This is a genomic window from Rhodoferax sp. (genome assembly GCF_039922535.1).
Classification (GTDB): Bacteria; Pseudomonadota; Gammaproteobacteria; order Burkholderiales; family Burkholderiaceae_C; genus Rhodoferax_B.
The window spans coordinates 1-13,587 of the sequence record NZ_JBDTEM010000401.1 but is presented as its reverse complement, the minus strand read 5'-3'; the positions used below and the strand labels follow the sequence as shown (position 1 = coordinate 13,587).

Here is a 13,587-nt window from a genome sequence, read left to right as displayed (position 1 = left end):
GCCGATGACGACGGCGAAGGCATGGCCGAAATGCTGCGCACAGCCATCGACCTCACCAACACCCATCCCGTCGGCAAGGTTTAGAGGTCTTTTAGGCCACTGCCGCTTATTCCGCCTGCACAAGAAGCTACCTAATTAATAGCTAGCCAATCGTGCAAACGCTGCCGTCACCTCGGGAGGTGCCTGCACCAGTTCCACCAGCACACCCTCCCCGGCAATCGGAAACTCGGCGTTGGCTTTGGGATGCAAAAAGCAAATGTCGAACCCCGCCGCACCTTGGCGGATGCCCCCAGGGGCAAAACGTACGCCCTGGGCCGTGAGCCACTCCACGGCCACCGGCAGCTTGTCGATCCACAGGCCGACGTGGTTCAACGGCGTGGTGTGCACGGCGGGCTTTTTGTCGGGGTCTAGCGGCTGCATCAAATCGACCTCGACCTTGAACGGGCCGCTGCCCATAGCGCAGATGTCTTCATCCACGTTCTCGCGCTCGCTGACGAAGTTGCCGGTGACTTCCAGCCCCAACATGTCCACCCACAGCGTGCGCAAGCGCTGCTTGTCCGGCCCGCCAATGGCGATTTGCTGGATGCCCAAGACCTTGAAGGGACGCGTCATGCGTTCGCCAGCATGCCGCTGGTGGGCAGACCCAGCTTGGCCAACAGGCTGCGGTCGGCCTCCACGTCGGGGTTGCCGGTAACCAGCAGCTTGTCGCCGTAAAAGATGGAATTGGCACCGGCCATGAAGCACATGGCCTGCACGGCTTCGCCCATTTGCTGGCGACCGGCGGACAGGCGCACGCGGGTGGTGGGCATGGTGATGCGGGCCACGGCGATCACGCGCACAAACTCCAGCGGATCCAGCGGCGGTGTATCGGCCAGCGGAGTGCCTTCTACGCGCACCAGGTTGTTGACCGGCACGGACTCGGGGTAGCTGGGCTGCAGATTGGCCAACTGGGCGATGAGCCCGGCGCGCTGGGCCCGGGTTTCACCCAGGCCGACGATGCCGCCGCTGCACACCTTCACGCCCGCGCCGCGCACGCGGTCCAGCGTGTCCAGCCGGTCCTGGTAGACGCGGGTGTCGATGATGTCGCCGTAGAAGTCGGGGGCGGTGTCGAGGTTGTGGTTGTAGTAGTCCAGGCCCGCGTCTTTGAGCTGGGCGGCGTGGCCGTCTTCCAGCATGCCCAGCGTGGCACAGGTTTCCATGCCCAGCGCCTTCACGGCCTTGACCAGCTCGGCCACGTTGTCCACGTCACGGTCTTTGGGGCTGCGCCAGGCCGCGCCCATGCAAAAGCGGGTCGCGCCAGCCTCTTTGGCGGCCTTGGCGGCGGCGACCACCACGTCCACGCCCAGCATCTTGGTGGCCTTGACCCCCGTGTCGTAGTGCACCGACTGCGGGCAGTAACCGCAGTCTTCGGGGCAGCCACCGGTTTTGATGGACAGCAAGGTGGACAGTTGCACGTCGCCCGCGGGGAAGTTTTCGCGGTGCACGGTTTGCGCACGGTGCATCAGGTCGAGAAACGGCAGGTCAAACAGCGCCTCGACATCGGCCAGCGGCCAGTGCTCGTCGGTGTTGGCAACGGGTTTGGGAGCCGAGCGGTGCAGGGTGACGGGCTTTTCAAGGGTCTGGGTATTCATACGTGCTTCTTATACAAATCGAATAATGGGCTGGTCTACGGAGAGCGATTCTCCCTTAGTGGCCAGCACGGCATCCACAACGCCATCATGGACAGCAAACAGCACATTTTCCATCTTCATGGCCTCGATCACCGCAACCCGCTCGCCTGCCTGCACTTTTTGGCCCGCCACCACCGCCACATCGACCAACAAACCGGGCATGGGCGACAGCACAAAGCGACTCATGTCGGGGGCCGCCTTGAACGGCATCAGGGCGTAGAGCGCGGCGGCGCGGGGTGTCAGCACCAGGGCATCAAGCTGGCGACCGTTATGGGCTATGCGCAGCGCCAGCGGGTTCTTGTTCGCCCCACCCACACCGCCACGCTCCACCTGCGCGGTGAACGGCGCGCCGTTGCAGGTGCCGTGGATGCGGACCCCACCCAGGCGTGCGTTACTACAAAATTGATAGCTACTTGCGCCGATGTAGACTGCGCTGGAGCCCGTTTTTTCTTGAAAATCCACCACAGTCACCGGGGTGTGCACGGTTTTGCCGCCTGCGCCCAGAGACACCACGGTGAAGGCCTCGCCCACCTCAAATTCGTGCCCGGCCACCTGGCCGCTGATGCCGCTGGCCCGCTGCAGGTAGCGGCGGTGCACAAAGGCGGCCAGCGCCACCAGGAAGTCGGGGTCGTCGTGCGGCACGTCTTCGGCGTGGAAACCTGCCGCGTAGTTTTCGGCGATGAAGCCGGTGTTGAAGTCACCCGCCACAAACTTGGGGTGCGCCAGCAGCGCCGACTGGAACGGGATATTGCTGCTCACGCCGCGGATCACAAAGCCGTTCAGCGCCTCGCGCATCTTGGCAATCGCGTCCAGCCGGTCCGTGCCGTGCACGATCAGTTTGGCGATCATCGAGTCGTAAAACATCGGTATTTCGCCGCCGTCCTGCACGCCGGTATCGACACGCACGCCCTGCCAATGCGCGGTGTCCGAGGCAAACATGGTCTCTTTGGGTGGCTGGAAGCGCACCAGGCGACCGGTAGAGGGCAAAAAGTTGCGGAACGGGTCTTCGGCATTAATGCGGCACTCTATCGCCCAGCCTTCGCGTTTCACCTCGGCCTGGGTCAGCGGCAGCGCCTCGCCTGCAGCCACCCGGATCATCAGCTCCACCAGGTCCAGGCCGGTAATGCACTCGGTCACCGGGTGCTCTACCTGCAAGCGGGTGTTCATCTCTAGAAAGTAAAAGCTCTGGTCCTTGCCGACCACAAACTCCACCGTGCCCGCACTTTGGTATTTGACCGCTTTGGCCAACAAAACGGCCTGCTCGCCCATGGCTTTGCGGGTGGCGTCGGTGATGAAGGGCGACGGCGCTTCTTCGATCACCTTCTGGTGGCGGCGCTGGATGGAGCATTCGCGCTCGTTGAGGTAAATCACATGGCCATGGCTGTCGCCCAGCAGCTGGATTTCGATGTGGCGGGGCTCTTCGACGAACTTCTCAATAAACACCCGGTCGTCGCCAAAGCTGTTGCGGGCCTCGTTGCGGCAACTAGTAAAGCCTTCCAGCGCCTCTTTGTCGTTGAACGCCACCCGCAGCCCCTTGCCACCGCCGCCCGCGCTGGCTTTGATCATGACCGGGTAGCCAATGCCCTGGGCGATTTCGACGGCCCGCTCGGCCGTTTCTATCGCATCATTTACGCCCGGAATGCAGTTCACACCTGCGGCAGCAGCTAGCTTTTTTGATTCGATCTTGTCGCCCATGGCGGCGATGGAATAGTGCTTGGGGCCGATGAAGACGATGCCCTCTTCTTCCACCCGCTTGGCAAAACCGGCGTTTTCGCTCAAGAAGCCGTAGCCGGGGTGCACCGCCTGCGCGCCGGTGGCCTTGCAGGCGGCGATGATTTTGTCGGCCTGCAAGTAGCTGTCGCGGCTGGGCGCGGGGCCGATGTGCACCGCCTCGTCGGCCAACGCCACGTGGCGGGCTTCCTTGTCGGCATCGGAGTACACGGCCACGGTTTTAATGCCCATTTTGCGGGCGGTGAGGATCACGCGGCAGGCGATTTCACCGCGGTTGGCGATCAGAATTTTGGTAAACATGGTCTTGTCCTATCTTTTCAATTCATTGGGGCGGAATCCGCAACGGACGCGGCGTATCTGCCTCCGCTCATGTCCCCCGCCCTGCGGGCTCCGCCTTTACTTCGCTGCGGCAGACACACCGCACCCATTGCTACGAAAGTGCTTGCGTCCACCCAAGCCGATTGAGGAGCGGGCTTTCTGGACGTTTTGCGGAGGTAAAGGAGGAGGCCGCAGGCCGGGGGACACGCAGCAAAGCGTCCAGACAGCCCACTCCGGCATCCCCCCAGCGGCGCAGAGCAGATTCACAGCGGAATATTCCCGTGCTTGCGCCAAGGGTTCTCCACCTTTTTACTTGCCAGCATCACCAGCGAACGGCAAATCCGCTTGCGCGTCTCATGCGGCAGGATCACGTCGTCAATAAAGCCCCGCGCACCCGCCACAAACGGGTTCGCAAAGCGGGCTTTGTATTCGGCCTCTTTGGCGGCCAGCTTGGCCGGGTCGCCCTTGTCTTCGCGGAAGATGATTTCCACCGCACCCTTGGCCCCCATCACGGCAATTTCGGCATTCGGCCAGGCGAAGTTGACATCGCCGCGCAGGTGCTTGGAGGCCATCACGTCGTAGGCACCGCCGTAGGCCTTGCGGGTGATGACGGTCACCTTGGGCACCGTGCACTCGGCGTAGGCAAACAGCAGTTTGGCACCGTGCTTGATGATGCCGCCGTATTCCTGGCTGGTGCCGGGCATGAAGCCGGGCACGTCGACAAAGGTGATGACGGGGATGTTGAAGGCATCGCAGAAGCGGATGAAGCGGGCCGCCTTGACCGAGCTCTTGATGTCCAGGCAACCCGCCAACACCAGCGGCTGGTTGGCCACGATGCCCACGGTCTGGCCCTCCATGCGGGCAAAGCCGATGAGGATGTTCTTGGCGTACTCGGGCTGAATTTCGAAGAAGTCGCCATCGTCCACGGTCTTGGCGATCAGCTCCTTCATGTCGTAGGGCTTGTTGGGGTTTTCGGGCACCAGGGTGTCCAGGCTGAAGTCCATGCGGTCGGCGCGGTCGCCGCTCTTGCGCACCGGGGCTTTTTCGCGGTTATTCAGCGGCAGGTAGTTGTACAGGCGGCGCAGCATCAGCAGCGCTTCTACGTCGTTTTCAAACGCCAGATCGGCCACGCCGCTCTGGGTGGTGTGGGTAATGGCTCCGCCCAGTTGCTCGGCGGTCACTTCCTCGTGGGTCACGGTTTTAACCACCTCGGGGCCGGTGACGAACATGTAACTGCTGTCCTTGACCATGAAAATGAAGTCGGTCATGGCCGGGCTGTACACCGCACCACCGGCGCAGGGCCCCATCACCATGCTGATCTGCGGCACCACGCCGCTGGCCATGGCGTTCTTCAAAAACACGTCGGCATAGCCGCCCAGGCTGGCCACGCCCTCCTGGATGCGCGCACCGCCAGAGTCGTTCAGGCCGATGACGGGTGCCCCCACCTTCATCGCCTGGTCCATGATTTTGCAGATCTTCTCGGCATGGGCCTCGCTGAGTGCGCCACCAAACACCGTGAAATCCTGGCTGAAGACGAACACCAGGCGGCCATTGATCATGCCGTAGCCGGTGACCACGCCGTCGCCGGGGATCTTGTTGTCTTGCATGCCGAAGTCGGTGCAGCGGTGCTCGACAAACATGTCCCACTCTTCAAACGTGCCCGCGTCCAGTAGCAGCTCGATGCGCTCGCGGGCCGTCAGCTTGCCCTTGCCGTGCTGCGCGTCAATGCGCTTTTGGCCACCGCCCATGCGGGCTTGCTGGCGCTTGGCTTCTAGCTGTTCGAGGATGTCTTGCATGGGATGATTGCTCCGTTATTGATAGCTTCTTGTGCAGGTGGAATATGCGCTAGCAGCAGATTTCGTGCTGCAGTGGACGGTGCGATCTGCCCTGCCACCACGTCGGCCAGCATCTGCGGCAACAGGGCCTGTACCTGGGGGTGCTGGCGAAAGGCGAGCTTCAGGCCCGCGTCCACGCGCTCCCACATCCAGGCCAGCGACTGCTGCTGGCGGCGGGTGGCCCACAGGCCGTTGGCGGTCTGTAGGCACTGGAATTGCAGCGCGGCGGCCCAAAAGCCGCCAATGCCCTGGCCCGCCAGCGCGCTGAGCGTTAAAGCCTGGGGCCGCCAATGGGCATCGTCATGGGCGGCAAACAAGCCGAGCAACTGCATGGCAGCGGTCATTTGCAACTGGGCGCGCTGGGCCGCCAGGGGGTCAATGTCGGCCTTGTTGATGAGCACCAGGTCGGCCAGCTCCACCACGCCTTTTTTGATAGCCTGCAGGTCGTCGCCTGCGTTGGGCAGCTGCAGCAACACAAACATGTCGGTCATGCCCGCCACCGCCGTCTCGCTCTGGCCTACGCCCACGGTTTCCACAATTACCACGTCGTAACCCGCCGCCTCGCAGACCAGCATGGCCTCGCGGGTCTTCTCGGCCACACCGCCCAGCGTGCCACTGCTGGGGCTGGGGCGGATGTAGGCGCGTTCGTGTACGGACAGCTTTTCCATCCGCGTCTTGTCGCCCAGGATGGAGCCGCCGGACACGGTGCTGGACGGGTCGATGGTCAACACCGCCACCCGGTGGCCCAGGCCGATCAGGTGCAGCCCCAGCACCTCGATCAGCGTCGATTTGCCTACGCCCGGCACGCCGCTGATGCCCAGGCGGAACGATTTTCCGGTGTGCGGCAGCAGTGCCGTTAGCAGAGCATCCGCCTGCAAGCGGTGGTCGGCGCGGGTGGATTCGAGCAGGGTGATGGACTTGGCGATGGCGCGGCGCTGGGCGGCGGCATCGCCCGCACGCACTGCCTGCACCAGCTGGGCAGGTGTCACTTACAGGCCTTCTTGATCTGCTCCAGCACATCCTTGGCACTGGCCGGAATCGGCGTGCCCGGCCCGTAAATGCCTTTTACCCCCGCCTCATACAGCATCTCGTAATCCTGCCGGGGAATCACGCCGCCCACAAACACGATGATGTCGTCCGCGCCCTGCTTTTTGAGCTCGGCGATGATGGCGGGCACCAGGGTTTTGTGGCCTGCGGCCAGGGTACTGACACCCACGGCGTGCACGTCGTTTTCAATCGCCTGGCGGGCGCATTCCTCGGGGGTCTGGAACAGCGGGCCCATGTCTACGTCGAAGCCCAGGTCGGCGTAGGCAGTGGCGATCACCTTGGCCCCGCGGTCGTGGCCGTCCTGGCCTAGTTTGCTGACCATCACGCGGGGGCGGCGGCCTTGCTGTTCGGCAAATGCGGCTATTTCCAACTTCAAGGCCTCCCAGCCTTCGGCGCTGTCGTAGGCGGCGGCGTAGACACCGGTGACCATTTGGGTGTCGGCGCGGTGGCGGCCATAGACTTTTTCCAGCGCGTCGCTGACTTCACCCACGGTGGCGCGGGCGCGGATGGCGATGATGCTCAGGGCCAGCAGGTTGCCCGCACCGCTTGCGGTGCTTCCCAATCCATCGCTTTGTGCTGCAGAAGTGATAGCTGCCAGCGCAGATGCTACCTGCGCGGAGTCGCGTTTTTGCTTGATATTTTGCAGGCGGGCGATTTGTCCGTCGCGCACGGCCACGTTGTCGATGTCGCGGGTTTCGATGGCATCCTCGGTCTTGAGCTTGTACTTGTTGACCCCGACGATCACGTCTTTGCCGCTGTCGATGCGTGCCTGCTTGTCGGCGGCGGCGGCTTCGATTTTCAGCTTGGCCCAGCCGCTGTCCACGGCCTTCACCATGCCGCCCATGGCATCGACTTCTTCGATGATCTTCCAGGCGGCGTCGGCCATGTCCTGGGTTAGCTTTTCCATCATGTAGCTACCGGCCCAGGGGTCGATCACGGTGGTGATGTGGGTTTCTTCCTGGATGATGAGCTGGGTGTTGCGGGCGATGCGGGCGCTGAACTCGGTGGGCAGGGCGATGGCTTCGTCGAAGCTATTGGTGTGCAGGCTTTGCGTGCCGCCAAACACCGCGGCCATGGCCTCGATGGTGGTGCGCACCACGTTGTTGTACGGGTCTTGCTCGGTCAGGCTCCAGCCGCTGGTTTGGCAGTGGGTGCGCAGCATCAGGCTCTTGGGGTTTTTGGCATCAAAGCCCTGCATGATGCGGCACCACAGCAAGCGCGCGGCGCGCATCTTGGCGACTTCCAGGTAGAAGTTCATGCCCACGGCCCAAAAGAAGCTCAGGCGGCCCGCGAAGGCATCTACGTCCAGGCCTTTGGCGAGTGCGGTTTTGACGTATTCCTTGCCGTCGGCCAGGGTGAAGGCCAGCTCCAAGGCCTGGTTGGCCCCGGCTTCCTGCATGTGGTAACCCGAAATGCTGATCGAGTTGAACTTGGGCATGTGCTCGGCCGTGTACGCAATGATGTCGCCAATGATGCGCATGCTGGGCCCGGGCGGGTAGATGTAGGTGTTGCGCACCATGAACTCTTTGAGCACGTCGTTCTGGATGGTGCCGCTGAGTTGGTTCTGGCTCACGCCCTGCTCTTCGGCCGCCACGATGTAGCCGGCCAGCACCGGCAGCACCGCGCCGTTCATGGTCATCGACACGCTCACCTTGTCCAGCGGAATCTGGTCGAACAGGATCTTCATGTCCTCCACGCTGTCGATGGCCACGCCCGCCTTGCCCACGTCGCCGGTGACGCGCGGCTGGTCGCTGTCGTAGCCGCGGTGGGTGGCCAGATCAAACGCCACGCTCACACCCTGACCGCCAGCAGCCAGGGCCTTGCGGTAGAAGGCGTTGGATTCTTCGGCGGTGGAAAAACCCGCGTACTGGCGGATGGTCCAGGGGCGCACCGCGTACATGGTGGCCTGCGGGCCGCGGATGTAGGGGGCGAAACCGGGCAAGGTGTTGGTGTGCGGCAGGTCGGCGGTGTCTGCGGCGGTGTACAGCGGCTTGACGGTGATGCCATCGGGCGTATGCCAGTCCAGCGCCGATACGTCGCCACCCGGGGCCGACTTGGCAGCGGCTTTGGCCCAATCTGCCAGGCTGGCGGGGCTGAATTCAGGTTCTGTATGGCTCATATCGGTACTTTGGACGGGGCTTTGCTGCGTTGCAACAGAGTTTAATGCATCCATAATTATAAATTCAGAATTATTTAAGTCGCTTAGAATTTAGAATATGGCCGTGACCACACTTACCCCCCGCGCACTGTACGAAGAAGTTGCCGAGCTGCTGCGCCAGCGCATTTTTGACCGCACACTGGAGCCCGGCAGCTGGATCGACGAACTCAAGTTAGCCGAGGAATACGGCATCAGCCGCACGCCCCTGCGCGAAGCCTTGAAGGTGCTGTCCACCGAGGGCCTGGTGACCATGAAGGTGCGGCGCGGTGCTTATGTGACCGAGGTGTCCGAGACCGACCTGGCCGATGTCTACCACCTGCTGGGCCTGCTGGAATCCGATGCCGCCGGGGTGGTGGCCGAACGCGCCACGCCCGAGCAGTTGGCCGATTTGCAGGCCATCCATGCCGAGCTGGAAGCCGCCGTGGGCGACCGCGAACTGTTTTTTTCCATCAACGAGCGCTTCCACATGCGCCTGCTAGCCGTTGCCAACAACCGCTGGCGCGACCAGATGGTGGCCGATTTGCGCAAGGTGATGAAGCTCAACCGCCATAACTCGCTGCTGAAGTCGGGGCGCATCCTGGAGTCGCTGCGCGAACACCGCGCGCTGATGGCGGCGCTACAGGCGCAAGATGCGCCGGTAGCCACGCAGCGCATGCTGGAGCACTTCCAGAACGGCCTGGCTGCCGCTGCCTGATGCGGGCGGGCCCATCCAAAGCGCCCATCCAAGTTGAGGGCAATTCGGGCCTCATGTGCTGATGTATAGGGCGTTAGCTGCTATGGATTTAGACAACCGCACCAAAGATGCTGCCCACACCGGCAGTCACGCCCATGGCTAGCGCACCCCAGAAAGTCACCCGCCAGGCACCCAGTACCGGGCTGGCCCCGCCAACCCGCGCAGCCACCGTACCCAGCACAGCCAGGAACAGCAATGAGGTCACGGCGATACAGGCAATCAGGTTGGGCGCGGGTGCCACAACGGTCACTGCCAACGGCAAGGCTGCTCCCAAGGCAAAGCTGCCCGCAGATGCCAAAGCGGCCTGGAGCGGTCGCGCAGCTACCACTGCAGAGATGCCCAGTTCGTCGCGGGCGTGGGCACCGATGGCGTCGTGCGCCGAAAGTTGTTCAGCCACCTGAGAAGCCAGGTGGTGCGACAGGCCACGGCCTACATAGATGGCGGTTAGCTCGCGACGCTCTGCATCCGGGTCGGCGGCCAGCTCGGCCCGTTCGCGCGCCAGGTCCGCCTGCTCGGTATCGGCCTGGGAATACACCGACACATACTCCCCCGCCGCCATCGACATAGCACCGGCTACCAGCCCGGCCACGCCGGTCACCAAAATACTGCCGTGGCTGGCCTGGGCGGCAGCAATACCGACGATCAGGCTGGCCGTGGAGACGATACCGTCGTTGGCACCCAGCACGGAAGCGCGCAGCCAGCCTATGTGTTGTGTTCTGTGTCGCTCGATATGCCGCATTAAAGGTCTTCTCTGAAAAGTAAGGCGAATGGCGCGCCAATGGCCTGAAGGCCCCATCCGCAGCATACCCGGCCAGGGTCTTATGCACTTCCTGCTGCCACTATTCACCGCCCAAAACCTCAGTGCCGCAGCAGGCTGGGCGCCGCAGGCAACACCGTCGGCATCAATGCCGGACGCTCCGAAACCGCAAATTCCCGCCCCGGCTGCGACAGGTAACGCAGGCAGCAGACCCGCAGGAACGAGGTGAAATTACCGTTCTCTTCGCGCAGAGCGGTCAGCTCCTCGTGCAGGGTGGTGATCATCTGGTTGGTGGTTTTACCCTCGCGCCCGGCAATTTCGGCCAGCACATCCCAGAACAGATTTTCCAGCCGGATGGTGGTCAGCACATTGTGAATGCGCAGCGAGCGGGTGCGGGCCTCGTACTGGATCGGGTCGGCACTGACGTAGACAGAACACATATTTGTCTCCTTTTGTTTTTAGCAGGGCCGGTTTTTAGCCAGCCCCGCAGCATGGCACTAAATCGCCTTCTGCGTCATTTGCTGGGTGATGTAGCCCGCCTGCCGGATCGCCAGGGACACGATGGTCAGCGTGGGGTTCTCGGCCCCGCCACTGGTGAACTGGCTGCCGTCCGAGATAAACAGGTTGGCGATGTCATGCGTCTGGCCCCATTTATTGCACACGCCGTCGCGGGCGTTGGCGCTCATGCGGCAGGTGCCCAGGTTGTGGGTAGACGGATACGGCGGTGTGCGGAAGGTGCGGATAGCTCCGGCCGCCTGGTAGACCCGCTCGCCCTGGGTAAAGGCATGGCTGCGCATGGCGATGTCGTTGTAATGGTCGTCAAAATGCACATTGGGCACGGGGTTGCCCCACTGGTCTTTGACATCCATGTTCAGCGTCACGCGGTTGGTTTCGCGCGGCATGTCTTCGCCCACGATCCACATGCCCGCCATGTGGGTGTAGCGGTCCATCCACCAGGTGAAGTCTGCGCCCCAGCCGCCGGGGTTCAAAAACGCCGCCATGAAGGGCACGCCCAGCGACAGGGTTTCCAGCTCGTAGCCACCGACAAAGCCGCGCTTGGTGTCGTGCACAGCCTCGTCGCGCACGATGCCCGCCATGGTGGTGCCGCGGTACATGTGCACCGGGTTTTTGAAGGCCCCGTAGACCGTGCCGGTGAGGTGGTGCATGTAGTTGCGGCCCACCTGGCCAGAGGAATTGGCTAGCCCGTTGGGGAACAGGGTGGAAGCCGACAGCAGCAGCAAGCGCGGCGTTTCGATCGAATTGCCCGCCACGCAGACGATGCGGGCCTTTTGCCGCTGCTCTTTGCCGTCTTTGTCGAAGTAGATCACTCCGCTGGCCTTGCCCTGGTCGTTGTGCTCGATGCGAGACACATGCGACTGGGGCCGCAAGTCCAGGTTGCCGGTGGCTTCGGCCTTGGGAATTTCTACGTACAAGGTAGACCACTTGGCCCCCGATTTGCAGCCCTGGAAGCAAAAACCCAGCTGCATGCAGCGCCCCCGGCCATCGCGCGGCTGGCTGTTGATGGCCATGTTGCCGGTATGCACCTGCTTGTAGCCCAGCTTGGTGGCCCCGGCGTTGAGCACCTTGAAGTTGTTGTTACCCGGCAGGCCGGGAATGCCGTTGGTGCGCGTCACGCCCATTTTGAACTCGGCCTTGGCGTAGAACGGCTCCAGCTCTTGCAGGGTGATGGGCCAGTCGAGCAGATTTGCGCCCACCAGCTCGCCGTAGTGGGTTTTGGCACGGAACTCGTGGTCTTGCAGGCGCAGCGAGGCACCGGCCCAGTGGGTCGTGGTGCCGCCCACGGTTTTGCAGATCCAGCTGGGCAGGCCCGCAAAGTCTTTGGCGACGCGCCAACTGCCCGAGGTGGTGCGTTTGTCCAGCCAGGCGAGCTGGCTGAACGACTTCCATTCGTCGTTGATGTAGCTGGACTGCGACTGCATCGCGCCCGCCTCCAGCACCACCACTTTCACGCCTTGGATGCACAGCTCATGGGCCAGCGTGCCGCCGCCCGCGCCCGATCCGATGATGACGACCACGCTGTCGTCATTGAAGTCAATATTTGCCATTTTTATTTCCTAAGATGTCCGAGGATGTAGGGGGTTGAACGCAGTGGACATCAGCCGAACCACGGGGGTGGGCTGGCTTCCAGGCTGGGTGCTGGCAACCACTTCAAATCCTGGAAACCACGGGTGATGTAGCCCCCCTTCTCCCACGACGAGCCGGGGTAGCCCAGCACAGCAAAGGCCATGTCGTTGTCGTACAGCGAGGTCACGCACTGGCCGCGCACGGTGGCAAAAAACGGCGTACCTTCCAGCCCTTTCACGATCTCCAGCTGCTTGGCGGCGCTGGCCTTGGCAAAGTGGCCGCCCGCCGCCGTGTCCAGGCTGGCAATGCCGCTGCGCAGCAGCTCCAGCTTGGCCGGGTCTTTGGAGGCCCCGGCATCCAGGTCTTTGGCCAGCAGCGCGTACACCGCGTCGGGCAGCTTGGCATGCGGATACAGCACGCGGCCCATCTTCAACAAACTGCTGCCTTCGGCGCTGGTCAAGGTGGTCAGCTCGACCGCCCAGGCGCGGGACGGGGCCAGCAGCGACAGCGTGCTGCCCGCCACCAGGGTGCCCAGCAGCAGGCCGCTACCGCGCAACAGGCTGCGCCGGGTCAGCGGGATGTTTTGGCGCGGCACTTCACCGCTGTCGTCGCCACAGCTTGCTGCCGCGGGCGTGATCTTGATAACTTGCATCGTTGTCTCCTTGTGGGGGTCGTTTTTTTGGCTAACTCACTCTGTACCGGGAAATCGGTTGCGCGCTACTGGTTACTGGTAATGGCCGTGGCGTTCAAGCACCTCCACCTTGTAGCCATCCGGGTCCTGGATGAAGAAATAGCGGGCGATCAGCGTGCCGTCGTCGGCCTTGAACTCTTTGATGTCCAGCGGGCTGTAGCCCAACGCCAGCAGCCGCGCTCGGTCGGCCACGGCATCGGCTACGCACACGGCTACATGGCCATAGCCGTCACCATGGGTATAGGGCTCGGTGCGGTCGCGATTCCAGGTCAGCTCGATCTCGGCATCGTTCTCCACGTTGCGCAGGTACACCAAGGAAAAGCTGGCAAAGTCCAGCCGGTGCGCGGGCAGCAGGCCGAAGCAGTCGGCGTAGAACTGAAGAGATGCGTCCAGGTGGAGTACACGCACCATGCTGTGGATGATTTTTGCCATGCAGGCCTTGTGAAGGGGTCGTAGGGAAGCCATGGATGAAACAGGCTTTGACTCTAGGCCTGCCGCCCCTCGGTCAGGTAATAAACGGCTAAATCTGCCGCCTCCCAGGACCAGAAAATGCCCCTCGGAA

12 protein-coding genes are annotated in these 13,587 nt (G+C 62.8%); 1 reads left to right on the top strand and 11 read right to left on the bottom strand.

Annotated features, from left to right (window positions below):
* Window positions 1–135: 135 nt before the first annotated feature.
* From ABI213_RS19025 to scpA, 6 genes are all read right to left on the bottom strand, one after another.
* Window positions 136–612 carry a VOC family protein gene (locus ABI213_RS19025; protein WP_348005191.1) on the bottom strand — a complete coding sequence of 159 codons (477 nt, stop codon included), beginning with the start codon at window positions 610–612 and terminating at the stop codon, window positions 136–138.
* On the bottom strand, window positions 609–1,631 hold the full coding sequence (gene bioB / locus ABI213_RS19020; RefSeq protein ID WP_348005192.1) for a biotin synthase BioB: 1,023 nt from the start codon (window positions 1,629–1,631) through the stop codon (window positions 609–611). The genes ABI213_RS19025 and bioB overlap by 4 nt, the downstream gene beginning before the upstream one ends.
* A 9-nt stretch (window positions 1,632–1,640) precedes the next feature.
* Window positions 1,641–3,701 (bottom strand): acetyl/propionyl/methylcrotonyl-CoA carboxylase subunit alpha, encoded by a 2,061-nt coding sequence (locus tag ABI213_RS19015; protein WP_348005193.1) that lies wholly within the window; start codon window positions 3,699–3,701, stop codon window positions 1,641–1,643.
* Window positions 3,702–3,982: 281 nt separating this feature from the next.
* Entirely contained in the window at window positions 3,983–5,515 is a 1,533-nt protein-coding gene (locus ABI213_RS19010) for an acyl-CoA carboxylase subunit beta (protein ID WP_348005194.1), read from the bottom strand.
* Window positions 5,491–6,543: a methylmalonyl Co-A mutase-associated GTPase MeaB gene (gene meaB / locus ABI213_RS19005; protein WP_348005195.1), complete on the bottom strand. Its 1,053-nt coding sequence runs from the start codon at window positions 6,541–6,543 to the stop codon at window positions 5,491–5,493. Before meaB ends, ABI213_RS19010 begins: the two co-directional genes overlap by 25 nt.
* The gene (scpA, locus tag ABI213_RS19000; RefSeq protein ID WP_348028244.1) at window positions 6,540–8,720 is read right to left on the bottom strand and encodes a methylmalonyl-CoA mutase; all 2,181 of its coding nucleotides are present in this window, start codon (window positions 8,718–8,720) and stop codon (window positions 6,540–6,542) included. The genes meaB and scpA overlap by 4 nt, the downstream gene beginning before the upstream one ends.
* Before the next feature lie 97 nt (window positions 8,721–8,817).
* Here scpA and ABI213_RS18995 point away from each other — a divergent pair, with 97 nt between their 5' ends.
* Window positions 8,818–9,453 carry a GntR family transcriptional regulator gene (locus tag ABI213_RS18995; RefSeq protein ID WP_348005569.1) on the top strand — a complete coding sequence of 212 codons (636 nt, stop codon included), beginning with the start codon at window positions 8,818–8,820 and terminating at the stop codon, window positions 9,451–9,453.
* A gap of 88 nt (window positions 9,454–9,541) precedes the next feature.
* On the opposite strand, the gene ABI213_RS18990 is transcribed toward ABI213_RS18995, so the two are convergent.
* The 5 genes from ABI213_RS18990 to ABI213_RS18970 form a co-directional block, all read right to left on the bottom strand.
* Window positions 9,542–10,231 carry a VIT family protein gene (locus ABI213_RS18990; RefSeq protein WP_348028243.1) on the bottom strand — a complete coding sequence of 230 codons (690 nt, stop codon included), beginning with the start codon at window positions 10,229–10,231 and terminating at the stop codon, window positions 9,542–9,544.
* A gap of 119 nt (window positions 10,232–10,350) precedes the next feature.
* Window positions 10,351–10,689 carry a ribbon-helix-helix domain-containing protein gene (locus tag ABI213_RS18985; protein WP_348005571.1) on the bottom strand — a complete coding sequence of 113 codons (339 nt, stop codon included), beginning with the start codon at window positions 10,687–10,689 and terminating at the stop codon, window positions 10,351–10,353.
* A gap of 57 nt (window positions 10,690–10,746) precedes the next feature.
* Window positions 10,747–12,315: a GMC family oxidoreductase gene (locus ABI213_RS18980; RefSeq protein ID WP_348028242.1), complete on the bottom strand. Its 1,569-nt coding sequence runs from the start codon at window positions 12,313–12,315 to the stop codon at window positions 10,747–10,749.
* Window positions 12,316–12,365: 50 nt separating this feature from the next.
* Window positions 12,366–12,986, bottom strand: coding sequence for a tat (twin-arginine translocation) pathway signal sequence (locus ABI213_RS18975; protein WP_348007409.1), 621 nt, complete (start codon window positions 12,984–12,986; stop codon window positions 12,366–12,368).
* A 72-nt stretch (window positions 12,987–13,058) separates the two neighbouring features.
* Window positions 13,059–13,457: a VOC family protein gene (locus ABI213_RS18970; protein ID WP_348007408.1), complete on the bottom strand. Its 399-nt coding sequence runs from the start codon at window positions 13,455–13,457 to the stop codon at window positions 13,059–13,061.
* Between the last annotated feature and the right edge of the window lie 130 nt (window positions 13,458–13,587).